Source organism: Hafnia psychrotolerans (assembly GCF_014639435.1).
GTDB classification, from domain to species: domain Bacteria; phylum Pseudomonadota; class Gammaproteobacteria; order Enterobacterales; family Enterobacteriaceae; genus Ewingella; species Ewingella psychrotolerans.
In genome coordinates, this window is the sequence record NZ_BMFZ01000010.1 from 81,005 (window position 1) to 107,128 (window position 26,124).

26 protein-coding genes are annotated in these 26,124 nt (G+C 47.5%); 18 read left to right on the top strand and 8 right to left on the bottom strand.

The window, feature by feature from the left end; translation table 11 throughout:
- Nucleotides 1-49 precede the first annotated feature (49 nt).
- Entirely contained in the window at nucleotides 50-3,034 is a 2,985-nt protein-coding gene (locus IEV89_RS17140) for a Tn3 family transposase (protein WP_188474740.1), read from the top strand.
- 57 nt (nucleotides 3,035-3,091) lie between these two features.
- Here IEV89_RS17140 and IEV89_RS17145 read toward each other — a convergent pair whose 3' ends face one another.
- A complete protein-coding gene (locus tag IEV89_RS17145; RefSeq protein ID WP_188474741.1) occupies nucleotides 3,092-3,298 on the bottom strand; it encodes a hypothetical protein in 207 nt (68 codons plus the stop codon).
- Between the two features lie 28 nt (nucleotides 3,299-3,326).
- Nucleotides 3,327-5,351 (bottom strand): acyltransferase family protein, encoded by a 2,025-nt coding sequence (locus tag IEV89_RS17150; RefSeq protein ID WP_188474742.1) that lies wholly within the window; start codon nucleotides 5,349-5,351, stop codon nucleotides 3,327-3,329.
- Nucleotides 5,352-5,484: 133 nt separating this feature from the next.
- Here IEV89_RS17150 and IEV89_RS17155 point away from each other — a divergent pair, with 133 nt between their 5' ends.
- From IEV89_RS17155 to IEV89_RS17180, 6 genes are all read left to right on the top strand, one after another.
- Complete coding sequence (locus tag IEV89_RS17155; RefSeq protein WP_188474743.1) at nucleotides 5,485-6,249, top strand: hypothetical protein; 765 nt, start codon at nucleotides 5,485-5,487, stop codon at nucleotides 6,247-6,249.
- Between the two features lie 85 nt (nucleotides 6,250-6,334).
- Entirely contained in the window at nucleotides 6,335-6,592 is a 258-nt protein-coding gene (locus tag IEV89_RS17160; protein ID WP_188474744.1) for a type II toxin-antitoxin system RelB/DinJ family antitoxin, read from the top strand.
- 2 nt (nucleotides 6,593-6,594) lie between these two features.
- On the top strand, nucleotides 6,595-6,861 hold the full coding sequence (locus IEV89_RS17165) for a type II toxin-antitoxin system RelE/ParE family toxin (RefSeq protein WP_188474745.1): 267 nt from the start codon (nucleotides 6,595-6,597) through the stop codon (nucleotides 6,859-6,861).
- A gap of 194 nt (nucleotides 6,862-7,055) precedes the next feature.
- Nucleotides 7,056-7,241: a hypothetical protein gene (locus IEV89_RS17170; protein WP_188474746.1), complete on the top strand. Its 186-nt coding sequence runs from the start codon at nucleotides 7,056-7,058 to the stop codon at nucleotides 7,239-7,241.
- 306 nt (nucleotides 7,242-7,547) lie between these two features.
- The gene (locus IEV89_RS17175; RefSeq protein ID WP_188474747.1) at nucleotides 7,548-8,207 is read left to right on the top strand and encodes a hypothetical protein; all 660 of its coding nucleotides are present in this window, start codon (nucleotides 7,548-7,550) and stop codon (nucleotides 8,205-8,207) included.
- Nucleotides 8,208-8,585: 378 nt separating this feature from the next.
- Nucleotides 8,586-9,296: a site-specific integrase gene (locus tag IEV89_RS17180; protein WP_229746513.1), complete on the top strand. Its 711-nt coding sequence runs from the start codon at nucleotides 8,586-8,588 to the stop codon at nucleotides 9,294-9,296.
- Nucleotides 9,297-9,311: 15 nt separating this feature from the next.
- Here IEV89_RS17180 and IEV89_RS17185 read toward each other — a convergent pair whose 3' ends face one another.
- From IEV89_RS17185 to IEV89_RS17195, 3 genes are all read right to left on the bottom strand, one after another.
- On the bottom strand, nucleotides 9,312-10,064 hold the full coding sequence (locus IEV89_RS17185) for a HEAT repeat domain-containing protein (RefSeq protein ID WP_188474748.1): 753 nt from the start codon (nucleotides 10,062-10,064) through the stop codon (nucleotides 9,312-9,314).
- Between the two features lie 229 nt (nucleotides 10,065-10,293).
- Entirely contained in the window at nucleotides 10,294-10,647 is a 354-nt protein-coding gene (locus IEV89_RS17190; protein WP_188474749.1) for a hypothetical protein, read from the bottom strand.
- Between the two features lie 62 nt (nucleotides 10,648-10,709).
- Complete coding sequence (locus IEV89_RS17195) at nucleotides 10,710-11,288, bottom strand: recombinase family protein (protein ID WP_023332878.1); 579 nt, start codon at nucleotides 11,286-11,288, stop codon at nucleotides 10,710-10,712.
- A gap of 147 nt (nucleotides 11,289-11,435) precedes the next feature.
- Here IEV89_RS17195 and IEV89_RS17200 point away from each other — a divergent pair, with 147 nt between their 5' ends.
- The 3 genes from IEV89_RS17200 to IEV89_RS17210 all read left to right on the top strand — a co-directional run bounded on the left by IEV89_RS17200 (nucleotide 11,436) and on the right by IEV89_RS17210 (nucleotide 16,869).
- Nucleotides 11,436-14,483 (top strand): Tn3 family transposase, encoded by a 3,048-nt coding sequence (locus IEV89_RS17200; protein ID WP_188474750.1) that lies wholly within the window; start codon nucleotides 11,436-11,438, stop codon nucleotides 14,481-14,483.
- 360 nt (nucleotides 14,484-14,843) lie between these two features.
- On the top strand, nucleotides 14,844-15,386 hold the full coding sequence (locus IEV89_RS17205; RefSeq protein WP_188474751.1) for a chorismate mutase: 543 nt from the start codon (nucleotides 14,844-14,846) through the stop codon (nucleotides 15,384-15,386).
- A gap of 184 nt (nucleotides 15,387-15,570) precedes the next feature.
- Nucleotides 15,571-16,869: a DUF2254 domain-containing protein gene (locus IEV89_RS17210; RefSeq protein ID WP_188474752.1), complete on the top strand. Its 1,299-nt coding sequence runs from the start codon at nucleotides 15,571-15,573 to the stop codon at nucleotides 16,867-16,869.
- Nucleotides 16,870-16,920: 51 nt separating this feature from the next.
- Here IEV89_RS17210 and IEV89_RS17215 read toward each other — a convergent pair whose 3' ends face one another.
- The gene (locus IEV89_RS17215) at nucleotides 16,921-18,381 is read right to left on the bottom strand and encodes a sensor domain-containing diguanylate cyclase (protein ID WP_188474753.1); all 1,461 of its coding nucleotides are present in this window, start codon (nucleotides 18,379-18,381) and stop codon (nucleotides 16,921-16,923) included.
- 380 nt (nucleotides 18,382-18,761) lie between these two features.
- On the opposite strand from IEV89_RS17215, the gene IEV89_RS17220 reads away from it, so the two are divergent.
- From IEV89_RS17220 to IEV89_RS17235, 4 genes are all read left to right on the top strand, one after another.
- Nucleotides 18,762-19,478: a TetR family transcriptional regulator gene (locus IEV89_RS17220; protein ID WP_229746514.1), complete on the top strand. Its 717-nt coding sequence runs from the start codon at nucleotides 18,762-18,764 to the stop codon at nucleotides 19,476-19,478.
- A complete protein-coding gene (locus IEV89_RS17225; protein ID WP_188474820.1) occupies nucleotides 19,478-19,810 on the top strand; it encodes an SMR family transporter in 333 nt (110 codons plus the stop codon). Before IEV89_RS17220 ends, IEV89_RS17225 begins: the two co-directional genes overlap by 1 nt.
- 77 nt (nucleotides 19,811-19,887) lie before the next feature.
- Nucleotides 19,888-20,754: a helix-turn-helix domain-containing protein gene (locus IEV89_RS17230; RefSeq protein ID WP_188474754.1), complete on the top strand. Its 867-nt coding sequence runs from the start codon at nucleotides 19,888-19,890 to the stop codon at nucleotides 20,752-20,754.
- 125 nt (nucleotides 20,755-20,879) lie between these two features.
- The gene (locus IEV89_RS17235) at nucleotides 20,880-21,302 is read left to right on the top strand and encodes a hypothetical protein (RefSeq protein ID WP_188474755.1); all 423 of its coding nucleotides are present in this window, start codon (nucleotides 20,880-20,882) and stop codon (nucleotides 21,300-21,302) included.
- Nucleotides 21,303-21,345: 43 nt separating this feature from the next.
- Here the strand turns inward: IEV89_RS17235 and mntR are convergent, their stop codons facing one another.
- Nucleotides 21,346-21,792 carry a manganese-binding transcriptional regulator MntR gene (mntR, locus tag IEV89_RS17240; protein WP_188474821.1) on the bottom strand — a complete coding sequence of 149 codons (447 nt, stop codon included), beginning with the start codon at nucleotides 21,790-21,792 and terminating at the stop codon, nucleotides 21,346-21,348.
- A gap of 265 nt (nucleotides 21,793-22,057) precedes the next feature.
- Here mntR and IEV89_RS17245 point away from each other — a divergent pair, with 265 nt between their 5' ends.
- The 4 genes from IEV89_RS17245 to IEV89_RS17260 are packed head-to-tail and all read left to right on the top strand — an operon-like array spanning nucleotide 22,058 to nucleotide 25,450.
- Nucleotides 22,058-22,969, top strand: coding sequence for a metal ABC transporter substrate-binding protein (locus tag IEV89_RS17245; protein WP_373283412.1), 912 nt, complete (start codon nucleotides 22,058-22,060; stop codon nucleotides 22,967-22,969).
- A complete protein-coding gene (locus tag IEV89_RS17250; RefSeq protein ID WP_188474756.1) occupies nucleotides 22,966-23,751 on the top strand; it encodes an ATP-binding cassette domain-containing protein in 786 nt (261 codons plus the stop codon). The genes IEV89_RS17245 and IEV89_RS17250 overlap by 4 nt, the downstream gene beginning before the upstream one ends.
- Nucleotides 23,748-24,608: a metal ABC transporter permease gene (locus IEV89_RS17255; protein WP_188474757.1), complete on the top strand. Its 861-nt coding sequence runs from the start codon at nucleotides 23,748-23,750 to the stop codon at nucleotides 24,606-24,608. Before IEV89_RS17250 ends, IEV89_RS17255 begins: the two co-directional genes overlap by 4 nt.
- Entirely contained in the window at nucleotides 24,605-25,450 is an 846-nt protein-coding gene (locus IEV89_RS17260; RefSeq protein WP_308420890.1) for a metal ABC transporter permease, read from the top strand. The genes IEV89_RS17255 and IEV89_RS17260 overlap by 4 nt, the downstream gene beginning before the upstream one ends.
- A 70-nt stretch (nucleotides 25,451-25,520) precedes the next feature.
- Here the strand turns inward: IEV89_RS17260 and IEV89_RS17265 are convergent, their stop codons facing one another.
- Nucleotides 25,521-26,069 carry a helix-turn-helix domain-containing protein gene (locus tag IEV89_RS17265; RefSeq protein ID WP_188474758.1) on the bottom strand — a complete coding sequence of 183 codons (549 nt, stop codon included), beginning with the start codon at nucleotides 26,067-26,069 and terminating at the stop codon, nucleotides 25,521-25,523.
- Between the last annotated feature and the right edge of the window lie 55 nt (nucleotides 26,070-26,124).

Genomic DNA, 26,124 nt, shown 5'->3' on the forward strand with positions numbered 1-26,124 from the left:
ATATTTTGAACGTCCAAGCGGACAGTGTCCGTATGCAGGGAGTGCATTTATGCCAAGGCGACAGATACTGAGCAGTGATGAAAAAGAACGCTTACTGGTTGTGCCGGATGATGACATCCTGCTAACCAGGATGTGTTTTTTAAGTGAGCAGGATCTGGTTCTCATCAACAAACACCGGAGACCCGCTAACCGCCTGGGCTTTGCCATTTTACTCTGTTATCTGCGGGGACCGGGTTTTACTCCAGACAAAAACAGTCTCCCTCACGATGGCGTTATGTCCAGGGTGGCAGAGAGATTGAAACTTCAACCTGATTTATGGCGAGAGTACGCAGCGAGGGAGGAAACCCGTTGGGAGCATCTTGCCGAACTCTATCGCTACTTGCGATTAGCGCCTTTCAGCAGGTCACTGCAAAAAACAAGCATCCGCCATTTATATCCGCATGCCATGCGGACCGACAAAGGCCTGATTCTAGCTGAAGAGATGCTCACCTGGCTGCACAACAACAACGTTATTTTCCCTTCCGTTGATGTGGTGGAGCGAACCCTTGCTGAAGCCGCTACGCTTGCCGACAGAGCCGTATTTTCTGCACTTACCACGCAACTGGAACAGCGACATAAAACAGCACTCGACAATCTGCTTGCATCAGGTGATGAGCAGCTCACCCGTCTTGCATGGCTGCTTCAGCCCCCAGGTAAAATTAACGGTAAAAACGTGCTGCAACATATTGATCGGTTAAATGCCATTGAGGGGTTGGCACTGCCGGAAGGTATTACGCTTTCCGTTCACCAGAACCGACTGCTGAAACTGGCACGCGAAGGCCGGAAAATGAGTAGCAGGGACTTGGCAAAATTCTCCGGCACACGTCGTTATGCCATGCTGGTTTGTATTATCTCAGAAGCAAGGGCCACGCTTACCGATGAAATTATCGAACTACACGAACGTATCCTGGGCAGCTTGTTCAGCAGGGCAAAGCGCACACAAGCCGAACGGCTTCAGAAAACAGGAAAACTCATCCAGAGCAAGTTAAGGCAATATCTTACTGTTGGCCAGGCGCTGCTAAACGCGCGGGAGTCTGGAGAAGATCCCTGGGCGGCGATAGAAGACGTACTTCCCTGGCCGGAATTTATCACCAGTCTGGAGGAAACACAGTTTCTGGCCCGAAAGGATAATTTCGATCCGCTTCATCTGATCACCGAAAAATACAGCACGCTGCGTAAATATGCGCCCCGCTTGTTGTCTGCATTGCAGTTCAGTGCTGCCCCTGCCGCACTGTCACTCAGTGATGCGCTGGATACCGTCAGAGAAATGTATCGCAAACAACTCCGCAAGGTTCTTCCATCAGCGCCGGTAAAGTTTATTCCTGAGAGCTGGAAAAAGTTGGTAATAACGCCATCGGGTATCGATCGCCGGTATTATGAATTCTGCGTACTAAATGAGCTGAAAGGCGCATTGCGATCTGGTGATATCTGGGTTAGAGGATCGCGACGCTACAGGAATTTTGACGATTACCTCATTCCTCCTGCTGATTTTGAAAAATCACTCAAAGAGAAACAGTTACAGCTTGCCATTCCAACAGACTGCCAGGAATACCTTCATTCCCGTATGACACTGCTGGCGTCGCGACTGGAAGAGGTCAATGCGATGGCGATTGCCGGTGATTTGCCTGATGTTGATATATCGGACAAAGGTGTGAAAGTCGCGCCTCTCGATAACAGCGTTCCTGCGGCTGTATCTCCATTTGCCGACCTGGTTTACGGCATGTTGCCGCACCCGAAAATTACCGAGATATTAGATGAAGTGGACAGTTGGACGAGATTTACCCGCCACTTTACTCACCTCAAAAATAATCACGTCAGACCAAAAGACAAAAAGCTGTTGCTGACCACCATCCTGGCAGATGGTATCAACCTGGGGCTGACTAAAATGGCAGAATCCTGCCCAGGAACCACAAAATCGTCTCTGGAAGGCATTCAGGCATGGTACATCAGGGATGAAACGTATGCAGCCGCGCTTGCCGAATTGGTGAATGCTCAAAAAAAGTGCCCACTGGCAGCATCATGGGGGGACGGTACAACATCATCATCCGACGGACAAAATTTTCGAGTTGGAAGTCACGGCCGCTATGCTGGACAGGTGAATTTAAAGTACGGTCAGGAACCCGGTGTGCAGATTTATACCCATATATCAGACCAATACAGTCCATTTTATACCAAAGTGATCAGCAGGGTCAGGGACTCTACCCATGTGCTTGATGGGTTGCTCTATCACGAAAGCGACCTGGGAATTACGGAGCATTACACCGATACAGCGGGTTTTACTGAACATGTTTTTGCGCTTATGCATCTACTTGGGTTTGCATTTGCACCAAGGATCCGGGATCTCCATGACAAACGGCTATTCATTCATGGAAAGGCGGAAAAATATTCTGGGCTTCAGTCGATCATATCCACGACCAGTCTGAATCTCAAAGAAATTGAGACACACTGGAATGAGGTACTGCGCCTGGCGACCTCGATCAAGCAGGGCACGGTAACTGCATCGCTGATGTTAAAAAAGTTGGCCAGCTACCCCAAACAAAATGGCCTGGCAAAAGCATTACGGGAAATTGGCCGTATCGAGCGAACGTTGTTTATGCTGGACTGGTTTCGCGATCCGGCCCTGCGCCGTCGTGTGCAAGCCGGTTTAAATAAGGGGGAAGCCCGCAATGCGCTTGCGCGGGCCGTTTTTATGCATCGGTTGGGTGAAATAAGAGACAGGGGGCTGGAAAATCAAAGCTATCGCGCCAGCGGGCTGACGCTGTTAACTGCGGCGATCACGTTGTGGAATACGGTGTATATAGAAAGGGCCATCGAATCGCTAAAACGAAAGAGGATCCAGATTAATGAGCCGTTGGTTTCTCACCTGTCCCCTCTCGGCTGGGAGCATATCAACCTGAGCGGAGATTACATCTGGCGCAATAATCTTAAGCTGGGATCCGGTAAATACCGACCGTTACGCGTAGTTGATGTCAGTCTGTACAAAAAACAGGCTTAGCGTAGGATATTTTCCGTTTTCCAAGCGGACCCCTATATAGATGATTTTAAGGTTAGATTAGTTCAACCATTTACCTATGCTAATTTTGTTGTTTAGCAGCTGCGCACCAAGCAGCAACATGGCGCCTGTAAACATCGTTTTTCCTAACTCGTAGGACAGTAAGGCTACAGGTATGCTTAACCAAAAAAGCACCGTTCCCCAAACACTCGTATAAAAATTGATGTTACTGCTAACAACCCATTTCAGTTCTACTTCTTCATACATGGCAACCTCCAGGGATGATACAAGGTGTTTATTTGAATGGATTTCCGAATTTCTTGAGATAATCATGGCCGAAATGATAAGAGGCGTAATCGGTAATATGGCCAACGTCACGATAAACCGGAATGGTGTTTATCTCACTGAGACAGCGCCCATCCGGGCATTGGACGTCTTTCACATCGATCAGCGTCAAAGTAGGATATTCCTTTTTCATCTGCGCAAAGAGATTATGGGTGTAAGCGTTATCTTCATTTCTTGGCCTTGGTGTATCACAGTCACTTTCTGAATAAGGCCCTCTAGCTATTGACCGGCTGCGGTGGCATTCCATATAGCCCGTAGGCATAGAGTAAACCGTTGTGATGATCACCGGCTTAGCACCCGACGCAATGATATTGTTGAGAGCATCCTGCAATGCTTTTTTCATTCTTGATTGAGTAAGTGCATCTGAACGCTCATCTCCCTCGTTATTGATGAGGTGTGAGCCGCCCGCATAGTTTTCCCAAACTTCGCCGAGAATTACATAGTCATAGTGATTTTCTTTTATCAAGCGATAGTAGTGTTCGGTATGCTCATGACATTGCGTATAAGGCTCGTTACGATATTTCCACCAATCGTATTGCCATACTCCTGGGAGAGTAAGGCAGGATGAGCTGGTGAGTGATTCCATTCGAATATGAGCATTCTGAGCTAACACATCAAAGAAACCCCAAAAATGGTTTGCATTAGAATCTCCTATCAGAAGTCCCTTTTTATTACTGCTCAAATCTCCAAACTGGCATTCTGCAGGATCCTGATGACCTTCAAGGCATTCTTCACGATTTGTTGCCAAGTCGCTGTATTTTTTGAGCGTCATGTACTGGCTCGAGTATTGTGAACCCAGGCGTTGAGGTAATCCTTCATAGCGGTTGCCCACTGGGTAAAGCGCACAGAACAATATGATCGGCAGTATTACCAGCTGAATTACCGATATTTTCAGAGATGGACGCCGGCGACGTAGAGGGGCTTCAATGAGGAAGTAACTCGAAAGTGCCAGAGCAAATATAATTCCCAGGGCAAGGAAAAGCTGCATACCTGTAAGAGAAACGTTCATGTACCTGAAAAAAGCAAAGACAGGCCAATGCCAAAGGTAAAGTGAATATGAGAGCTTGCCGATGAATGTTACTGGAGGCGTTGAAAGCAAACTTCCTAAGACCTTTTCGCGATAGTGACCGCAGAACAGAATAAGAGCGGCAGCTGCGGACACTACTAACGTGTAGACATTCGGATAGATGTCGAGTAGGCCGTTTTTTAACGAGACTGCGATCAGTATGGCAAATGCAAAAAGGCTTAACAGGCTTGCAACTGGACCCCGCACAGAAGAGAAAATTCGCGTCAGAAGAAATGCCGTTCCGCCGGCTGTGAACTCGAATGCGCGTGCTGTTAGAAAGTAATAGGTTCCACCCGGATGATTTTTCGTAAATACCAGAGAAAAAGTAGCCAGCGCAGCAGTTACGACCACCCAGATACACAACAGAGAGCGATCATTCTGGTCCCTATTTTTTGTTAGCGCTAAACGCTTGGTAATCAGGGAACCGGCCAGTACGAAGAGTGGTAGAAATAGATACCATTGCCATTCGACTGAAAGTGACCAGGTATGTAAGAGAGGTAAAATGTTCGTGTCAGGTGATGCATACGTCGCTGACATCTTTCCAAAATACTGGTTAGAAAGGAAAAGGGAGTTATATTTCGCGCTTTTCAGAAAATCGATGAAGTCTACTGGCAAAAAAAAGACTGCTGCAGCGGCAAGCGTTACTAGACTGACTGCTATTAAAGCCGGCTGGATCCTCCACAATCTATGCACAAAAAACTCTGAAAGACTAAATTCATCTGTGCGGATTTTATTCAGGATAATGCCTGTAATGAGGTAACCAGATATCACAAAGAAGATATCTACACCTATAAATCCAGATGGAAAAATGATGGAGCCACTGTGGAAGAAGATCACTAAAATAACAGCAATAGCTCGAAGTCCGTCAATATCATTACGATAATTTTTCTTTATTTCACTTATGTTCATTTTGTACAGGTTGTGTATGATTAATGTAAGGTTTATTATAAAGGGAAAATCGAATAGATGCATTTTAAAATCGTTAAATTAAATATTTATCTTTTAGATATAACCTTATCAGCATCAATCTCTGGAGTTAACTGTGCTTGAGTCTTCTGAATTTTCCTACCCAAATAAAATTGATTTTTTTGGCACTACACTTTTACATCTATGCGATTTCACGCAGGATGATCTAAACAATTATCTTAGCTATGATATGTATTCTGAGGATAATCTTAAGGCAAGTGACAATGACGTGGGGCTTGCATTAACTCATGCGTTAGAGGAAAGCGAAGAAAAGTATCATGAAGACATTTATGGTTCTTACGCTCTCGATTTCAATACATTCCAAAACATTTATACACCTATACATCGTAAAACCATGCTGATAGCACTCTATAACTTTTACGAATGCCAAGTCGAAACATTGTGTCGTGAAGTTAATAAGCTACAGCCAAAAAATGATATCGACGATAAGTGGCCTGAAAGAGATGTGTTAAATTCCTTTAGAAAATTACTAACTCATACTGCCGGTTTTAATTTTGATAAAATAGACAAAAATTGGCAATATTTGCAGATTATAAAACTCATACGAAATACGTTGTCGCATTCAGAGGGGGAGATTGATAAAAGAAAAACCAAAATATCCATAAAGATAAATGGATTTTGCAATAAAAATGAAGAAATTCGTATTTCCAACGGTAATATTATTATTGAGCGAGGTTTTATTAGGGAGTTAATCGCTGTACTGATTTCTCTCTTTTGTGCTCTTAATAAAGAGGTCATTGCTTATATCCATCGCTATGAGGAAGAGAATGGACGTTTTGAGTTAATTCTTCCTTCAGGAGCATCAAGGACACTGCTCTAATGGTTCATGAGTAGGCCTAAAACTAGGAATGCTTGACTTGTAGCTACAATGTGGCTACAGTAAGTGAATTACATATGGAGGCTATATGACTGACACCGTAGTTCGCGCAAGAGTATCGCCGGCTTCAAAAGCCGCAGCAATGGCCAACGCGAAAGCGCTAGGCTTGGATCTGTCTACCGTGATCCGAATGGTTGTGAATAGGTTAGCTGTGAACGCTGAGCTGCCAAAAGATCTACTTCAACCTAATCAGGAGACCTTACAAGCCATTCGCGATTTAGAAAATAATGTCGAGGTTTGCCGCGTAGGTACGGTTGATGAACTTAAACGTGACCTAGGCTGGTGAAAATGCTGACTATTGTTTATCAAAGTAGATTTAAAAAAGACGCCAAAAGGTATGAAAATAATAAGAAAGCTAAAAAGGTTATTTTGGAAACTATTGCGATTCTTCAAACAGGCAATCCGCTACCAGAAAGGTATAAGGAACATTCGTTGATTGGTAATTACATCGGTTATCTTGAGTGCCACGGAATGCCTGATTTGCTCCTGATATACCAAAGAACCGATACGGAATTGAGGTTATACCGTGTAGGGAGTCACTCAGAATTATTTTGAAGGTTAACAAAGTGTTGAGGTCAATTCATGAATGACTTTGTTCAGGATTTTACTCACATATTGGATTTTTTTCCTGACTTAATTTTAAAATTTATTTCCAGTAATGATCTGACAGAGATAACCAGTTGTATTGTTATAGTATGCTTTTATGTTGCCGGAATTTACATGTTGGCATTACCTTTTCATAAAAGAAGATGAATAACGTCAAAGGTGATGATTGGGAATTGGAGGCACTGGCTAAGCGGTGGGATATTTCACCCCGACAGCAAACCAGGATCGCCGCAGGTAATGGTTTGCCGGATAGGTCAGAGGGAAACGATGAAGAGAAAATGACCAAACAGGAGCATGAAGCCGTTATGTATCAAACAATGGAGAGATAAATTGATTCGTTCAAATAAGCCAAAAAACAAAGTATTGATTTCATGCTTTTTGATGGTTTTATTTTTTTGTATGTTTTTACTCGTAATTTCTACCAACACTAGCAGTTCGTATTCATCGCCTCTCTGGATATATTGGGGATCAGTTATAACAAAAGTACTTATGTGCTTTGTGGTTGCTAATGCGGCTATGTTTTTTGTTCTAAACTTACTTAAATATTTTGAAAATATTGATGAGTAAGATTTTTTGTCTCATAACCGGCTGCTACTACCTTGCACGTTGGCTGATATTAATGGGTATTTAAAATAATGAACAAGTTTTTTAAATATGTTTATGATAGACCGATAATTTTATTTCTCCTTCCGATCTTTGTTGTAGTTGGTGCATCAGTTTTTTATACTCTGCCGATTCTGTTTCCATCCTCTAATTATCACGACAGACATGCTATCAATACAGAAACAAACACCCCTTCCACATATTATCCCATTTATTTAAAAAATGGCCGCGCATTATTCATTTGTGACAATAACGTTGCCTACGTAGATGATCTGAATAATGAAAAATCCAGCAAGAAATCGTTAGTTATTGATTCCGTTACTGTGAAGTGTGCTAGCCCAACGAGCTATATTATTGGTGATATGAAATATAATGAAGACGGCTTATTTCTTCGTTCTACATTTGGCATTTATGACCAGATATCTCTAAAAGGTGAAAATGCTTCCTTCCCTGCCAGACAATTAGGCGACCATAAGCAGCTGGTTCTTAAAAGTGATCAGTGTGTTTATTTTGGCGACTTCGAAAACACCTCGCTAATAAATAAAGATTATTTCTCGAAGATCGCATTCACCAGTAAAGATTGCGGTCAGGGTGAAATCCCCATCAAGCTATATTCGAATACGTTTAAATTTTCAGACGTTGGCATGAATCAGCCCTATATAAATCTTTATACTGAGCCAACTCAAAACTGACCTTGATTCTGATACCGCTAACCACGTCAGTCTGATCTGATCACCCTACGGCCTCTCACCGGATACGCGCTTTTCTCTCTGCTGTCCGGATTGGGGTTTCCCCCTAGACTGCCCAATACTGTTTTCACCGGATTAGGCTTTACACCAGGACTACCTAACCCCTTTCACCAACACCGGCCAGGCAGCGCCCAAAAACACTACATGTAGTGTACCGACCAGCTGCGACAGCTACCATATGTTGTGTTTTAATGCCTTTTTAGGTGGAGAGATTTCCTGATGACGTCATAGTGAGGTGTTTTTGCATGATCTGCGATATAATGTATTTGGATTCAGGGGCTTGCATACCGTCTGATCCGGTTTGGCGGCAATAACGGGGCGTTGCTGACCGCCAAATCCCCCTCTGCAACAATTAGGTTTTTACCCGTTATTCCCGAAAACTCCCTAAATGACCCGATCACCAATTTGGTATTTATTCTGGTCGATCCCCGCCGCCGAATTCGGCAAACTGTCTCCCACGTCCTAAAATCGCCGCCGATCACCGGCTGCTGTACGCAGATTGCGGAGATTAAAAAATTGAGCATCATCCCTCACGAACTTTCTCAGAATTCACGTAGCGTTACCGGCGCGTTTTTCGACTACGAGGACGCGCTGTCCCTGCGGAAAATGGCACTGGTGGCCGGTGTCGGTATGCCGCACTACCTCCTGGCTCCGGAAGTCGGCCAGCTTTTGCCCTACCTGTTGGATCTCACCCAGCGGCTTTTTGGCGAAACGCTGTGGAACACCGGCGCACGGTTAAACGAGTGCCTGGCTCTTAAGCCGAGCGACTTCGTGCTCGAGAACGGAACGCGCCCGTTCGTCGTGATCAAAACCCTGAAACAGCGCAACCGTGGGCGTGGCCGTCCGGAAGCCGGTGAACAACTGCGGCGGATCGTGCCGCTGTTTGATGAAGCCTACGTTCACCGGCTGCGCGAATACTTCCGGACGTTTCGGCCAAAGAGGGGTTCTACGCCGGAACCGCCGAAATTTCCGTTACGCCATTTCAGCCCGACTGCTAGCGCATCCAAGGGACTGTTTGGAGAACGGAAATAGTGCCCCCCCTCCGAGTTAGCTGATCTGCTTTCTAAACCAAGCCTTGAACTGATTGCGTTTTGAGTGAGTGTACAGGTCGTATTCAATAGGGTACTTTTTACGGAACTCGTTGATTGCTCGCTCACACCCTTCTTTTGTTTTCACTTGCTCAGAGGAAAAACCTACCGATGCTATTTTTTGCATTATCTGAGGATCCGTGTGATGTGAAGGTTTTTTTAATTGAGGGCCGACGTCTAACCCGAACCGAATCAATTTTTCATAAGCTAACTCTCTCACATCAAAAATATGGTCGTTATTCATCAAATCAATCAGGGTATCGATACACTGCTGACATTTATATTTTCCAAGCAAATGAATAGCCAGCATTCTTTTCTCAAATGAATATACGATGTTTTTATTTATTATTATTTCTTTCCTTGCTTTTTCTGTTGGCTCAGATTCTATATATTTATCTTTAGGTTCTTCAAGTGAAACTAAGTAATCTGCTGCTGACATGGAATTTTTAACTAAATTTTGTTGGAAACTACGAAATGCAGTTCGCATATAAGATAAAGGATGAGCCATCGGGTGCGATTTACCAGGTTTTGTTAACCTCTCATGCTCCTGGTAGCGCTTATTAACTCTTTCCCAATCCTTCGGATAGACACGTTTAAACTCAGAAAAGAAAGAATCGAAATCACAACCAACAGGAAGGGAAGATAGCACAGTTGCTATTTTGAATTCTTTTTTCGGTATAACACTACCTTTTGATACCCGTTGTCTACTCATAGTCACCTTCTCCACACCAAATTTGGTTACAAACCCCACTTTGATATGAGGTTACAATTTGAATTATATAAGATTTTTGTGGAAGCGCTACAACTTCTCGACATCCACATTTCAAGCCTGACGATCGCTTATCTGAACAAGGTAGCCAGCTTTTTCCAATGTATTTAAGAAATAGGGTTGTAAGCCGTAATCCGCCAAAATTTTGTCACCTTTTAGATAGGGATTTTGATTATGTCCTTTTACTACGTAAATCATCTTTCATCGCATCAATCATGTCTTTCTCTAAGATTTCATTTTTCCTAGCTTCATCATCAGTATAAACAGCTTCACTTATCAGACTTGCAACTTTGTCTGAACCAAATAGCTTGACCTTCATGTGTGCAAGCCCGAAATCTTTAGATGTCTCGTGATTTTTTATGACTGATATCTTATGTAACGCCAAAAGAATCCCGATATATGCATCACATGTTTCGGCATATTGAGTTTTATTTCTTCCGGATTTTTTATTTAAAAAATAATCCACAATTGATTTTAAAATAGCGCCTAAACCAACCCCACCTAAAATCGCTAAGAGCGAATCCATTTTTACCTCTAAAATAATGTAGTTAATTTGATTGTTAAGTCTGAAATTACATTAAATCACACCTACCCAACTACCTTACGAGCAAGCGTTCGATAAACAGTTGGCCGCGAAACAGAAAATAATTCAGCCAGATCGCTGATCGAGTACTGCCCGGTTTCATGCATCCGGCACAATTCTTTTTGTTGTTTATCAGATAATTTTGGCTGTTTTCCTCGTAACTTTCCCTTCGCACGCGCAATGGCCATTCCTTCCCGGGTGCGCAGCCTTATCAGATCACCTTCAAACTCGGCGAAAGTGGCCAGTACGTTGAAGAACATTTTACCCATCGGGTCTACCGGATCATAGATGCTGGTTCCCAGTGCCAGTTTTACGCCTCTGGCCTGCAGGGCATCGGCAATTTGACGCGCATCCGGTACCGAACGGGCCAGACGGTCAAGTTTTGGCACGACCAGTGTGTCACCACTGCGAACAGCGGCCAGTGCCTGGTCCAGACCGGGTCTCTGCCGGTTTGAACCGGTCAGCCCTTTGTCGAGGTAAATCCTGTCCGGTGAAACACCGAGTTTCACCAGCGCTTCCTGCTGTGCGGTCAAATCCTGCTTATCGGTGGAGCACCGAGCATAGCCGATCCGTATTTCAGTCATAAATGTGTACGTTTAAGGGGCCATGAAAGAGATTGATACCGTACCAGTTATATGAGACAACTTCAGCAGCGATTTATGGCAGATGCGAAAATTTATTTAACTGTCCGTTGAACGATCCTCTTACGGACACGATTAATCGAGGTCAGGATGACAACTCGTGATACAGCAACAGGCAAAAGTGAACGACTGGCGGTTTTAAACAGTGCTGAGCAGGAAGCGCTGTATGGCCTCCCTGATTTCGATGATGCACAGCGGCTGGAGTTTCTGGCGCTGGATGAATCCGAACTGGCGTTGGCCTGTAGTCGTCAGGGGCTTCCTGCCCAGATTTATTGCATTCTTCAGATCGCTTACTTTAAAGCCAAACACCTGTTTTTCCGCTTCGGGTGGAGTGATGTTACGGACGACAGCAACTTTATCCTGAGCCGTTATTTTCATGGTGAGTCACTTCCGGACCAGTCTCCTACTAAGCATGAACGCTATGCGCAGCGGGAAAAAATCTGCGCACTATATGGTTACCGGCCGTGGGCATCTTCGCTGTCTTCACAACTTGAGCAACAGGCTGCCCACATTGTTCACCGCGATGTAACTCCTAGTTTTGTCGCCACCGAGCTGATTATCTGGCTCAACGCGCATAAAATTATCCGGCCCGGTTACACCACTCTCCAGGAGCTGGTAAGGAAGGTTCTTTCTGATGAAAGGCAACGGCTGGGACGTATTCTGACGGAACAGCTTGATGATGCAACTATTGCCGGTCTGGACAAACTGATTGAACGCGACGATACCCTTTCCCGACTCGCGGTCCTCAGGCAGGATGCGCGTGACTTTGGCTGGCGCCAGATGGTCCATGAACGGGAAAAGCGGGCCATACTGGAGCCGCTGCACCGTAAAGCCTGCGACATTTTACCGATACTGAATATTTCTCAGCAAAATCAGCTGTACTACGCCAGTCTGGCTAATTTCTATACCGTTCACGATCTCCGCAATCTGAAGTCAGAGCAGACCCGTCTTTACCTGCTGTGTTATGCCTGGGTTCGTTATCGCCAGTTTAGTGACAACCTGGTGGATGCGATGTTTTTCCATATGAAGCAGCTTGAGGATGAGAGCCGCAGCGTAGCCAAACAGCTTATGGCTGACGTGCAGGAAAAACACCGGCGTGAAACCTCTAAAATAGGACGTCTGTTGTCGCTTTATGTTGACGACAGCGTTCCGGATCCCACCACCTTTGGCGAAGTCCGTCGTCGCGCCTGGAAAATCATGCCGCGGGAGGCGCTGAAAAGTACCGCACAGCGGATGAGTGTAAAACCCGTCAGTAAACTGGCGCTACAGTGGCAGGCCGTGGACGGTATGACGGCATTAATCCGGCGTCACCTGCGACCATTATATCTGTCACTCGATCTCACCAGTGTGGTCCAGGACAGCCCTTGGGCTGAGGCGTTGAGCTGGCTAAGAATAGTGTTCAGCAAAAAGCAGACGCTTTCGCAGCGACCGGTGGCGGAATGCCCGTCAGAAACGTTACCAGCGCGACTGCGCCCGTACCTGCTGGAATACGGTGAGGATGGTGAACCCACAGGCCTGAATGCCGGGCGCTATGAGTTCTGGTTATATCGTCAGATAAGAAAGCGTTTTCAGTCGGGTGAATTCCACCTCAACGACAGTCTCCGGCACCGCCATCTTTCTGATGAACTTGTACCGGAAGGGGAACAGGCCGCAGTGCTGGCTGAAATGAATATTCCCTTTCTGCAGAAACCGGTTAAAACGCAGCTAAAGGAGCTGTCGTCCGAACTGCACCGGCAGTGGAAAGCGTTTAACCGTGAGTTGAAGCAGGGGAAACTGAAACATCTGGAATACGATAAAGAAACGCAGAAACTGACCTGGCATAAATCGGTGGTCAGTCGCCATAAGGCACAGGAGACGCGTTTTTACGAGCAACTGCCATTCTGCGATGTGACCGATGTTTTCCGCTTTGTTAACGGACAGTGCCGGTTCCTCCCCGCCATGAAGCCACTGCAACCCCGTTATGCCAAAAAAGAAGCCGATGCAGACAGCCTGATGGCGGTCATCGTTGCTCAGGCGATGAATCATGGCAATCATGTCATGGCGAGAACCAGCGATATACCGTTCCATGTACTGGAGACCACGTACGAACAGTACCTCCGGCTGGCGTCGCTGCTCACGGCCAATGACTGTATCACCGATGCAATAGAGGCCCTGCCGGTTTTCCCACTCTATTCATTTGATCCAGAGACACTTTATGGTGCCGTTGACGGACAGAAATTTGGTGTTGAGCGTCCGACAGTTAAGGCCAGGTATTCGCGTAAATACTTTGGTCGCGGTAAAGGTATGGTGGCTTACACGCTGCTGTGCAACCATATTCCGATTAACGGATACCTGATTGGCACAAACGACTACGAAGGCCATCATATTTTTGATATCTGGTACCGGAACACCTCAGCAGTGAAACCCTCGGCCATCACCGGTGACATGCACAGTATCAACAAAGCCAACTTTGCAATCCTGCACTGGTTTGGCCTTCGCTTTGAACCTCATTTTACTGATCTGAACAAGCAACTGCTGGAGTTGCACTGCACCAGAGACCCATCGGCATATAAAAATTGCCTGATTCAGCCTGCCGGACAGATAGACCTGAACCTTATCATCCGCGAAAAACGCAACCTCGATCGCATCGTCGCCACGCTGGGGCTGAAAGAAATGACGCAGGGAACGCTGATCCGCAAATTGTGTACGTACACAACAACCAATCCGACAAGGCAGGCGGTATTTGAATATGACCGGCTGGTTCGCAGCATTTACACGCTGAAGTATCTGCGAGACCCGCAACTGGAACGCAATATCCGTCGTTCCCAGAACCGGATTGAATCGTATCACCAACTGCGTGCCGCAGTCGCCAAAGTCGGCGGAAAGAAGGAGTTAACCGGGAAAAATGACATTGAAACAGAGATCAGTAATCAATGCGGGCGGTTGATCTCCAACGCGATCGTTTATTACAACTCCGCGATCCTGTCACGACTACTGGAGCGACTGGAAGCAGAGGGTAACGACAAAGGTATTGAGAATCTGCCCCGGATATCGCCGGTGGCCTGGCAACACATTTTGCTGAACGGGCATTATACCTTCCAGAACAGCAATGAAATTATTGACCTTGATGTGTTGGTCGCTGGGCTGAAACTGGGGTAACGGAAATTTCGGCGGTTCCGGCGTAGAACCCCTACTTGTCGGAATTTCAGTTGGACCTGTATCGGTTATATCAGGAAGCAGGGGAAGTGTATCAGCAAGCAAACTCGACACCTTCCTGTCATCAAAAGTCTGATCCTGTGACAATCTAACTCCCTGAATCCTCAATGGGTAACCACTGTGGCAACCATTTTACAGGCGAGTTTTCTACTCAAATCCCGTTCAACAAAGCCAGATGTCGCATTTTGCAGCTTCGCTCCCACCAGGCCAGTTAACAGATATTTATATATATATTGTAATGCTACGGTATTATTTCATTTGTATGCTAAATTTTTGTTGATACTGTCCCCAGGAGCAGGCCCTATGCGCTATATTGTGTTGTTTTTATCGTCATTATTTATGGTTGAATCCGTTTTCGCCAACTCAGTCATTGCCGTTTCGCTGCCGTCATTTTCTTCGGCCATGAACCAGCGCTTGCTCGTGATGAAAGATGTCGCGGGTTACAAAGCGGAGCATCATTTACCGGTAGAGAACCTTGCCCGTGAGCAAAAAGTGATATCTTTAGCTACAGAGGATGCGATGGCCGCAGGCCTTGATCCTCAGTCAGTGGTGCCCTTTATCCAGGCTCAGATGGATGTGGCGAAAGCCGTTCAGTATCGTTATCTCGCTGACTGGTTATCTCAGCCACCAAAAGACTGGCATGCAAGAAGCCTTGATGAGGTAAGAACGATTATCTCAGACCAAGACAATATAATACTTCATTCACTCAGCCAGAGATTATTGGTGGGCAAGTTGAGTGAGGCGGACAAGTCGGCTATTTTGAGCGAGTTGACCGCACCGTATTTAAGTGACGCAGATAAGCATCGCCTCGTTGATACTATGGCGGCAATCAAACGGCAGGCGTAGAGGTAAACACAGCACTGCGGCAAAAAGCGCAGTGCTGTGAATTTGGTGATTTCCTGTGAGGATAAACGATTATTTGCTGTTTATATTCATTACGCTAACCCAAAGCGCGGGTTGCAGGGACAGCCACTGACGGTTGCTTACATTACTCCAGGTGCAGAGGACCTGCTTACAAAGGAAAAGCGTTATGACATCGAAATGGCATTGGTTACTTGGGAGATTTACTCGCAAGTTATGGTTCCGTACTTCTCTTTTTGCCATTTTGGCCGTGGCCACGGCGTTATTGTCTATCAGCATTAAGTCTTTTATTCCTCCTTCACTCTCTGGGTTGGTAGGCAGTGAAGCGGTTGATAAACTGCTCGGTATATTAGCGTCAAGTATGCTGGCTGTGACGACGTTCTCGCTGAACATCATGGTTTCAGCATACAACGCAGCCAGCTCCAGCGTGACGCCGCGCGCGACTAAACTCTTGGTTGAAGACAGCACGACGCAGAATGTTCTGGCGACATTCATTGGCTCTTTTGTGTTCAGCCTGGTCGGCATCATTGCTCTGAGCATGGGAGCGTACGGCGAGCAAGGGCGAGTCGTGTTGTTTATCGTGACACTGGCCGTCATTTTGCTAATCGTTTTGACGTTATTGCGATGGATACAACATCTCTCACATTTTGGCCGCATGGAGGAGACCACTCGGCGTGTGGAAGAGGCCACTCAGGATGCACTTGTGCAGCGGATAGAGGAGCCCTATTTGGGTGGGCGGCATTGGGACGAACAGGATATTTCCACACTCAACGCCTGGCCAGTTTATGCAAAAGATATTGGTTACGTGCAACATGTTGATATGAAATTGCTTTCTGAGTGTGCACAACAAAGTTCAAGTATATTTTTTGTTGCATCTATGCCGGGAGCATTTGTCCATCTTGCAACACCCATATTGTGGATACAGCCCATACCCAAAGAGCCGGATACAGACCCATTAATGCGCGCATTTACTATCAGCACTGAGCGTTCATTCGATCAGGACCCGCGCTTTGGCTTCTGTGTACTCTCGGAGATAGCATCGCGTGCGCTGTCTCCAGCGGTAAACGATCCAGGCACGGCTATCGATGTCATTGGCAGGGCGGTACGATTACTCTCCTATTGGAAAGTCAATGAATGCGTCTCCTCCCGTGATATCAGTTTCCCGCATGTGTATGTTCGTCCCATCGAGACTCGAGATTTGTTTGATGACATTTTTACGCCAATCGCACGGGATGGTGCTAGCTTGATTGAAGTGCAGGTTCGCCTGCAAAAAGCATTGCATGCCCTTGCGCAAATGGATCCCTCTGCGTTCGGAATCAATGCAAGACGTCATTCTTTATTGGCATTGGCGCGCGCAGGGCAGCAATTAAAATTAGCTGATGATATGCAGTATTTGAAGCAAATCGCCGTCAATGACACCTATAATCAAAGGGTTTTACCTAGTGATGTAAAACCCTTTCTAACCTAGAAACGATGAGTATCGGCATCGTGGCGGCCCATCAATCCGCTGCCTGCCGGTTTATCCCTCCATTTTCACGACACAATTCCGCCCCTGCCGCTTAGCTTGATATAACGCAGTATCTGCGCGCTCAACCAAGGATCTCAGTTCCTCTTTGCCCTGGATCTCTGCAATTCCACAGCTTATGGTGATCGGTATGGTTTTGTTTCCTGAGATTAACGGTGATTGTTCAATGCGCTCGGACAGGGTTCGCATACGCGCCACAGCTTGTTCGCCGTTGCATTCCGGCATCAACACCAGAAATTCATCACCCCCCCAGCGACACATGCCGTCGGAGTACCGCAGAGAGGTTTGTATCAGCCTGGCGATATGCTCAATGGCCAGATCGCCAATACTATGACCATGAAGATCGTTGATGGGTTTAAAATAATCGATGTCGATTATCGTCAAACTCGCCAGCTTGCCCTGTTGCAACATGTTTGAGCGCATACGCAGGAACTGGTGTTCAAATGCCTGGCGGTTCATGACACCGGTGAGCTTATCTTTGGTGGCCATTTGCTCCAGTCGGCGCTGATATCCGCCGATGGTCAGCCATAGCAATAATAAAAACAGCACACTGACCACAATGCCGATGCTCAGGTTTTTCAGCAGTGTGATGAAAAGCACCTTTTCCAGAGGATGATTGCTTTGTTCTACCATCAAATACCAATCGAACTCGGGTAATAAACGGGTATTGAGTAATACTTGGTGACCCTGTACCTGATATCGGTAGCTTCCGCCGGGAACAGTAAGAATAGCGGTAGTCAGTGGGCCTAATCCTGGTTGCTGCCTGATATTCGCTGCACGTTGGAAGGATTGCCCGTGCAGGACTACCTGTCCGCTTTTATCTACAAAGTAGATAGTCCGGCTATAGCGTTGCTCATATTTTTCAATCAGCACCTTAATCTTTTCCACTGAAATACCAATACCAGTAACCCCGATAAAGTCACCTTTATAGTCATCGACCTTATGGTTAACAAATACATCAAGATGGGTGTGATCTTCTGGATCTGGACGAACATCAATCGAATAGGGTTTGTCCGCGGGCAGCGCTTTAACCTGGAAGAACCAACGGTCCCGCAGGGCCTTTTCAGAGACTGTTTCGAGGACGCGTTTGGGGTCATAGTAACGGTAGGTTTTATCAGAAACGAAATAGGAAAAAACGGTATCGAAACGGTGGTCTATTTCCTTGAGGTAACGAATCATTGCGTCAGGATCCTGTTCATGGTTTAAAACCCAATCACGAACAAACGTATCGTGAGCCATCAACGATGTAATAAGAATGGGTTTCAACAGGTCTTGCTGAATTTCTGAATAGACATTATCACTGGTTAGCGGCAGGATATTTTCTTCAATTTCATTATTTAGGGACTGCCGAGCGACTTCGTAACTGCTCCAACTGATGAGCATAAAAGCGGTTAATAGCATGACAGTAAATAAAATAATGACCCGTGTTTTCGTCAACCAATAAGGGCTGTTCATTCAATTTTCCTAAAATGTCTTGTAATGGCAAACAGGGTAAATGCGCTTTGCCTAAGCAGCTAAGCCGGAAGCGCCGATATCTCCGGCCTGTTACTCTTATTAGTTAGTGACCCTTTGGAACCTGAATGATCTCATCTGCGCTTCTTCGAGCCAATAATTCTAGCCGTTTCGTGATCCCGTGATCCGTTTCTGCGCAGCAATATTATTACAAATTTAGTTCTACTGAGCGACAGACTCCTGTAGAGAATTTATTTATGCACAGTATTGGCATTGAGCGTGGATGTTTATGTGGTTCATTATATATGTATGTTGTAACTAAAATAAGCACTACACGACATCATCACTTCCCGGCAAGACGAGATCCCGATGATAACGTTGTCATGCTCGTGAACGAGCGTTCTCAAAACTTGAACATTCGTCCAACATTTGGCATGATGCAGCGCTACTCCCTTTCCCCGCGGGTTACTATCGTGGTTTATCTGTGTAAAGAAGACCGTAAAAACGCCATATTACAGGCGGCGGCACGGGTGGCGTTGGACGAAGGTCTGGCGGCAACCACGGTTCGTCGCGTGGCCAATGCCGCGGGCACGGCAGCGGGGCAGGTTCATCACCATTTTTCCAGTGCAGCTGCGCTGCGTGCAGAAGCTTACTTGCTCGTAATGCAAAACCTGCAGCAGTCAATCGAGATCAGCAGCGCACGCCTGACACCGTTTGAACGCATCCAGCTTTACCTGATAGATGCCAAGGATGAAGAATACATTCGTGCCATTCGCCTGTGGCACGAAGCCATGCTGTTAACCGAACAAGATGAGTTAATGCGAGCCGCTTTCGCGAGTTCATTATCTGACTGGCACGCGCAGGTCAGGCAAGTGATTGACGATGGTCGTAAGAATGGAGATTTTACAGAGGGAGAATGCGCGGATGACATCGCCTGGCGGCTGATTGGTCTGAGTAGCAGCCTGGATGCTATGTCGCGTTTTACTTCTCTGGGCCTTACTGAACAACGCTCGGCCCATAATATTAACCGCGCCATCGACATCGAATTACGCCGGTCTTCAACTTTTGAAGCCATTCTGACGCAAGGAACCACTGGATGATTACCACTTATTTATACCTTTGTATCGCCATAGTGGCGGAGGTGATCGCCACCAGTAGTCTCAAAAGTTCAGAGGGTTTTACCCGGCTCGGGCCAAGCCTGTTGTGCATTATCGGTTACGCATTAGCCGTTTTCTTGCTTTCCCTGACGCTGCGCACCCTACCTACTGGCATCGCGTACGCAATATGGTCGGGCGTCGGCATCGTGCTGGTCTCAGCAATAGGCTGGGTCTACTACGGGCAGAAACTCGATACCCCAGCGCTCCTGGGTCTGAGCTTAATCATTGCGGGCGTCATCGTGGTGAATGTATTTTCAAAATCGATTGCGCATTAAGTCATACTACAAATAACCGATTTACCGCGCGACAGCGCGGACGTTAATTTCATTATCAGGACAGTCTGGAGTTCATTTTGTACAACATAGAGAAACCCGATTTTCATGACGAACTCATTAAAGAGCTATTGTACTGGATCGAAGTGAACCTGAACGATCGGCTGACCATGGAAAGCGCATCGAAGAAAACCGGCTATTCACCCTGGTATTTGCAGCGATTGTTCAAGAGTAAAACCGGCTATGCACTGGGGAAATATATCCGTGATCGCCGCCTGACGATGGCAGCCATTGCGCTGCGGCTGACCAATATGCCGATCCTTGATATCTCGCTTTATTACTCCTACGACTCACAACAGACGTTTACCCGGTCGTTTAAAAAGAATTTCGCCGAGACCCCGGCCGTATTCCGTCGTAATAGGGAATGGAACATGGGGGGTATCACTGCGCCGCTGCTACTTAATGAGTTCCCGCAGCCTGCTTATGAAATTGTTGAATTGCCGCAGATGGCCTTTGTTGGCCAGACCACGCGCCATAACTATCCGATTGAGGCGCTGTTTAATCCGAAAAACCACGTTCACCGTGACGCATTACACCACTATCTGAAAGAGCCCGCGTCATTGCAGGGAGAAGTCTGGGGATTATCAGACTGTGGACCAGGTGAAGAACAGAACTCAATGATGGAAATAGTCTATACCGTCGGGCGTGAAAAAGTGCCGGGTTATAATGATGACCAGAAAACCTCGCTGATAATCCCGGCCGGACGTTATCTGAAAATTGACTATCCGCACGAGCTTGGGCGCCTGAACGACTATATACTTTACGTTTACTCGGTGTTTCTACCGACGCTTGGCTTACAGTTTCGCATCAGCCATGACCTGGAAAAATACTCACAGGTCTCGGCGAAAAACGGCATTACCTGTGAATACTATATTCCGGTGGCGTGAAACATTGTCACTTCATCACTTCTTTAATAATGGCATTGACGCCTCTTATCCCAGGAACTGCACTGATAAACAGGGAAATGGGGTGAGGTTCAGCCATCACGAATTTGTTCTCTTCCAGGCTCAATATGACAACCGATAACCCCGATGCGCATTTTCGCCAGCGCTTGGCGACACTCATCCTTACGCTGAATATTCCCCCACAAGTGGCGGACAATCAGGTGCTGGACCGTGTGGCACTGAGCTTTCGCAAACTGCTTAACTTTCTGGCGCAGGAGGACGAATCCGGTCAGCCGGCATTTGACGCGCAGGCTAAAAGCATGTTGCTCAGCGCCATCAGTGACAATTTTGCGGTGTGTCAGGAAAGCGGGCTGTTCAGAAAAGACATTTCATCCCAATGGCTGGCGCGCTGTTTTGTCGGCATGCTCGATCAGATGCGTGAAGAGCCAACAGATGCCGCTCTTCGCCATCAGCACAGCATTGCTTGCGCAAAAATACTGTGCGAAGGGATATGGCCTGCAGCGGCTGACTCTCAGGTTTACAACACCTAAAAAACCACAATGCCGAATCAACATGCCATCGGCATATGCCTCATTATTCTGTTTTTTTCTGTTCGGTAAACCGGCGGAAGGCGTCGAGAGTTTCGTCGCTGACATGATGCTCCACACCTTCGGCATCGAGGCGAGCGGTTTCCGGGCTAATGCCTAGTGCGATAAAGAAATCTTCAACCACGTTATGACGTTCGCGGTTCTCTGCTGCCAGTTTCTCACCTTCCGGCGTCAGAAACGTGCCCCGATATGGCAACTGGCGTACCAGTCCGGCACTGGCCAGGCGTTTCAAGGTTTTCGCCACCGTCGGTTGTGAAACGCCAAGACGTGCGGCTAAATCGACCTGTCGTGCTTCGCCGAATTCACGGATTAAATCCGAGATCAGTTCAACGTAGTCATCCATCAATTCCCGGCGATGCGCTTCACGCACCTGTAAAAAACCCTGAGCGTGCTCTTCAGCATCCAGTAGCGGATTCAACTTCTTATTATTCACGATGCTTGCCTCTTTCTTGCTCAATGGTTTTTGCCTTTGCCGCGTTGCCAGCGAAAAGGCGTGTCATTGTAAACTAAGCGGCCTCCAGTACCAATTATTGAAAATTTCACCTTGGCTATGTAGTATAGCCTATGCTATATATGAGGAATAAATCACCATCACCTGCCGTTGTATTCTCAGGAGGAATTTCATGGAAAGAGGCCGGAACTCTATCATTCGTGGGGTTATAAAACGGACTGCGTTCAGCCAAATGATGTCAACATGGATGAATTATTCGCCTTTCCGTCTGCGGCTGATGCTGGTCGGCATGCTTGCGGCGCTGGTAAGCGGTACTGTGCAGGCAGATGAAAAAGACAAAACGAAGTTCAAAGTCGTCACCACCTTCACGGTGATCCAAGACATCGCTCAGAATGTGGCCGGGGATGCGGCTACGGTAGAGTCAATCACCAAACCCGGCGCAGAAATCCATGATTATCAGCCCACTCCGCGCGATATTGTCAAAACGCAGTCAGCCGATCTGATTCTGTGGAATGGCTTTGGTTTGGAACGCTGGTTTGGACGTTTCTTCGAAAATATCAAGAATGTGCCATCCGCCACGGTTACCGATGGCATTACGCCGCTGCCAATTCAAGACGGGCCGTATCTGGGAAACCCCAATCCGCACGCCTGGATGTCCTCGAAAAACGCACTTATTTACGTGGAAAATATCCGGGCAGCACTGGTCAAATATGACCCAGGCAATGCGCAGATCTACGACCGCAATGCCAGAAACTACGCAGAAAAAATTATCCAATTGGATGCCCCATTGCGAGCACGTCTGGCGGAAATCCCCTCCGGGCAGCGCTGGTTAGTCACCAGTGAAGGGGCGTTCAGTTATCTGGCGAAGGATTATGATATGCGTGAAGCCTATCTTTGGCCGATTAACGCCGAACAGCAGGGCACGCCGCAACAAGTTAAAACCTTGATCGACCTGGTGCGCCAGCAAAACATTCCGGTGGTATTCAGTGAAAGTACTATCTCAGACAAGCCAGCCAAACAGGTCAGCAAAGAAACCGGCGCAAAATATGGCGGGGTGTTGTATGTCGATTCCCTCTCTACCCCCAGCGGCCCGGTACCGACTTATATTGATTTACTGAAAGTCACGGTTGGCACGATTGCAGCAGGGTTTGGGCAATGAGTGATACGGCGCTTCATCTCAACGTTGATAATATCTCCGTCACTTACAGCAATGGCCACACAGCGATACAAAACGCCGAATTCCAACTGCGCGGTGGCTCAATTTGTGCATTGCTTGGTGTCAACGGCAGCGGTAAATCTACGTTATTTAAAACCATTATGGGAATCATCCGCCCGACGCAAGGCCAGGTGACTCTTGATGGGCTCAGCGTCGCTAAAGCATTGAAGCAAAACCTTATTGCTTATGTGCCGCAGTCGGAAGAGGTCGATTGGAATTTTCCTGTGCTGGTGCGAGATGTGGTCATGATGGGACGCTACGGTAAGATGTCGTTTTTACGCATTCCGTCAAAAGAGGACAAACAGCAGGTGGCTTACGCATTAGCCCGCGTCGGCCTCACGGACCTGGCACAGCGCCAGATTGGTGAGTTGTCCGGCGGGCAGAAAAAACGCGTATTTCTGGCTCGCGCACTGGTGCAGCAAGGTCGCGTGATGCTACTGGATGAGCCTTTTACCGGTGTCGATATCAAAACCGAAAATGCCATTGTCGAATTGCTTCGTCAGTTGCGCGATGAGGGGCATCTGATTTTGGTGTCGACGCATAACATTGCCAGCGTGCCGGAATTTTGTGACCGAGTGGTACTGATCAATAAAACCGTGATTGCCAATGGCCCATTGGAAACCACGTTTACTGCAGAAAATCTTGAAAATACCTTTGGCGGGGCGCTGCGCAACATCCGTTATCTGAACCACAATCGTCCTACGTCAGTCAGGTTGGCGCAATGATTGAACTGATGCTCGAACCTTTCCATTACAACTACATGGTTAAAGCCATTTGGGTCAGTGCCGGGGTTGGTGCGGTGTGTGCGTTTTTATCCGCTTATTTGATGCTCAAAGGCTGGTCGCTGATGGGCGATGCGCTATCGCACTCTGTGGTGCCTGGCGTAGCGGGCGCTTACGCACTTGGCTTTCCTTACGCCATTGGGGCATTTAGCACGGGTATATTGGCAGCGCTGTCGATGACGCTGTTACGCCATTATACCAAACTGCGGGAAGACGCGATCATTGGCTTTGTTTTCTCGACCTTCTTCGCCCTGGGTTTGCTGCTGGTCTCACTGACCCCAACATCGGTGAACGTTCAGTCGATCCTATTTGGCAATATTCTGGGTATTGATGACGCGGATATTTTGCAAGTGCAGATTATCGTCGGTATCTCACTGCTGGTGTTGTGTGTGATCTGGCGCGATTTGCTGGCGATATTTTTTGATGAAGCGCACGCAGTTTCTGTTGGCCTATCACCATTGTGGCTGAAAGTGATTTTTTTCACGATCTTCAGTGCCTGCAGTGTGGCGGCATTGCAGACCGTTGGAGCCATATTGGTGATCGCTATGGTGATCACACCCGGTGCCACGGCCTATCTCCTCAGCGATCGGTTTTCACATTTGTTGATTATCTCACTGGTCATCGGTGCAACCACCAGCGCAGTAGGTGCCTGGCTGAGTTTCTATCTTGACGGCGCCACTGGTGGCGTCATTGTCTGCCTGCAAACTACCGTGTTCCTGCTGGCCTTTCTGTTTGCCCCGAAACACGGCTGGCTGGTTAACCACTTTCACATAAAAAAACGCGCGGGAAGGGGGGCATGATGTCATGGATTGACCTGCTGATGGAGCCGATGGGCTTTGCCTTTATGCAACGTGCGCTGCTGACTGCGGCGGCCATTAGCATTGTCTGCGCTTTGTTCTCATGCTTTCTGGTGCTTAAAGGCTGGTCGTTGATGGGCGATGCTATCTCTCACGCTGTCTTACCCGGTGTTGTGTTGGCCTATCTGGCGGGTATTCCTCTGGTCATCGGCGCGTTCAGCTCCGGCCTGTTCTGCGCCGTTGCTACCGGTTTCATCAAGGAGCACTGCCGCGTTAAAGAGGATTCGGTGATGGGCATTGTGTTCTCTGGCATGTTTGCCGCGGGTCTGGTGCTGTTTTCGCGGGTAAATACGGAACAACATCTGAGTCATATTCTGTTCGGCAATGTGCTGGGCGTCACAGACGGCGAAATGCTGCAAACGCTGATCATCGCGACGCTGGTTACCCTGGCAATCATCATTAAATTTAAAGATCTGGTCCTGTTTTGTTTTGATCCTGTCCAGGCAAGAGTCGTAGGGTTGCCAGTGCGTTTCTATCACTATGCGTTGTTGTGCCTGCTGGCGCTGACTATCGTGGCCGCGTTACAAGCGGTGGGCGTGGTGCTGGTTGTCGCGATGCTGATCACGCCAGGCATTACGGCATTGCTTCTTTGCAAAACGTTGCCACGAATGGTTGTCATTGCAGTGACATCGTCACTTTTATCCGCGGTCAGCGGTACCTTCATCAGTTTTTATATCGATGCCGCCACCGGGCCGACTATTGTGCTGATTCAGGCGCTGTTATTCCTGCTGGCATTGGCCGTGCATTTACTGCATAACAACAGAATCTCCCCGACAACCGTGTGAATGGCCGGTGGCTGCCTGCCGTTATGGGTTTTTTATTGTCCATCGGGTACAGCATTCCCCTCTCAAACATTCAATTCTGTTCAGACACCAACACCGCCTGAGTATCCGCTTCCAGCGCGCGGAAAATGTGCTCCTGGTCGGCGGGATAGCAGATGTAATCTCCAGCATTTAGGGTAAACGGCTCAGCAACCAGACCGACCAGCGCCTGTCCCTGGGTAATGATGATATGTTCGACAGAGCCCGGTGAATGCGGCAGCGAAACGCGGTCAGCTCCCGGTTGAGTCATCAGCAAATAGATATCCCGCCGGGCGCCCGGCGGACATGTTGCCAGCAACACCGCTTGGTAATTCGCCAACTCCGCCACCACCGACGGCCCTTCACCGCGCCGAATCACCTGAGACTGATTGACCTGCGGCTCCATCAATCGCGCAAACGGGATATCCAGCGCCACGCAGAGCGCCCACAGAGTCTCCAGACTCGGATTGCCGTTACCGCCTTCGAGCTGCGACAGCGTTGATTTGGCAATGCCGGCCCGACGGGCCACCTCTGCCAGAGATAAACCGGTACGCTGACGCTCGCGCACCAGGGCTTTGGCAATAATGCTGATCGGTTGAGTCATATATCATCCCGCATAAAGTGTTATAACGAACGAACGTTCGACTTGTAAACCACGC

What these genes read in the sequence shown, in the direction of transcription:
- IEV89_RS17140 (WP_188474740.1), top strand. Translation starts at nt 50, where the DNA reads ATGCCAAGGCGACAGATACTGAGCAGTGATGAAAAAGAACGCTTACTG.
- IEV89_RS17145 (WP_188474741.1), bottom strand. Translation starts at nt 3,298, where the DNA reads ATGTATGAAGAAGTAGAACTGAAATGGGTTGTTAGCAGTAACATCAAT.
- IEV89_RS17150 (WP_188474742.1), bottom strand. Translation starts at nt 5,351, where the DNA reads ATGAACATAAGTGAAATAAAGAAAAATTATCGTAATGATATTGACGGA.
- IEV89_RS17160 (WP_188474744.1), top strand. Translation starts at nt 6,335, where the DNA reads ATGACTGACACCGTAGTTCGCGCAAGAGTATCGCCGGCTTCAAAAGCC.
- IEV89_RS17165 (WP_188474745.1), top strand. Translation starts at nt 6,595, where the DNA reads ATGCTGACTATTGTTTATCAAAGTAGATTTAAAAAAGACGCCAAAAGG.
- IEV89_RS17170 (WP_188474746.1), top strand. Translation starts at nt 7,056, where the DNA reads ATGAATAACGTCAAAGGTGATGATTGGGAATTGGAGGCACTGGCTAAG.
- IEV89_RS17175 (WP_188474747.1), top strand. Translation starts at nt 7,548, where the DNA reads ATGAACAAGTTTTTTAAATATGTTTATGATAGACCGATAATTTTATTT.
- IEV89_RS17185 (WP_188474748.1), bottom strand. Translation starts at nt 10,064, where the DNA reads ATGAGTAGACAACGGGTATCAAAAGGTAGTGTTATACCGAAAAAAGAA.
- IEV89_RS17190 (WP_188474749.1), bottom strand. Translation starts at nt 10,647, where the DNA reads ATGGATTCGCTCTTAGCGATTTTAGGTGGGGTTGGTTTAGGCGCTATT.
- IEV89_RS17195 (WP_023332878.1), bottom strand. Translation starts at nt 11,288, where the DNA reads ATGACTGAAATACGGATCGGCTATGCTCGGTGCTCCACCGATAAGCAG.
- IEV89_RS17200 (WP_188474750.1), top strand. Translation starts at nt 11,436, where the DNA reads ATGACAACTCGTGATACAGCAACAGGCAAAAGTGAACGACTGGCGGTT.
- IEV89_RS17205 (WP_188474751.1), top strand. Translation starts at nt 14,844, where the DNA reads ATGCGCTATATTGTGTTGTTTTTATCGTCATTATTTATGGTTGAATCC.
- IEV89_RS17210 (WP_188474752.1), top strand. Translation starts at nt 15,571, where the DNA reads ATGACATCGAAATGGCATTGGTTACTTGGGAGATTTACTCGCAAGTTA.
- IEV89_RS17215 (WP_188474753.1), bottom strand. Translation starts at nt 18,381, where the DNA reads ATGAACAGCCCTTATTGGTTGACGAAAACACGGGTCATTATTTTATTT.
- IEV89_RS17220 (WP_229746514.1), top strand. Translation starts at nt 18,762, where the DNA reads ATGCTCGTGAACGAGCGTTCTCAAAACTTGAACATTCGTCCAACATTT.
- IEV89_RS17235 (WP_188474755.1), top strand. Translation starts at nt 20,880, where the DNA reads ATGACAACCGATAACCCCGATGCGCATTTTCGCCAGCGCTTGGCGACA.
- IEV89_RS17245 (WP_373283412.1), top strand. Translation starts at nt 22,058, where the DNA reads ATGAATTATTCGCCTTTCCGTCTGCGGCTGATGCTGGTCGGCATGCTT.
- IEV89_RS17250 (WP_188474756.1), top strand. Translation starts at nt 22,966, where the DNA reads ATGAGTGATACGGCGCTTCATCTCAACGTTGATAATATCTCCGTCACT.
- IEV89_RS17255 (WP_188474757.1), top strand. Translation starts at nt 23,748, where the DNA reads ATGATTGAACTGATGCTCGAACCTTTCCATTACAACTACATGGTTAAA.
- IEV89_RS17260 (WP_308420890.1), top strand. Translation starts at nt 24,605, where the DNA reads ATGATGTCATGGATTGACCTGCTGATGGAGCCGATGGGCTTTGCCTTT.
- IEV89_RS17265 (WP_188474758.1), bottom strand. Translation starts at nt 26,069, where the DNA reads ATGACTCAACCGATCAGCATTATTGCCAAAGCCCTGGTGCGCGAGCGT.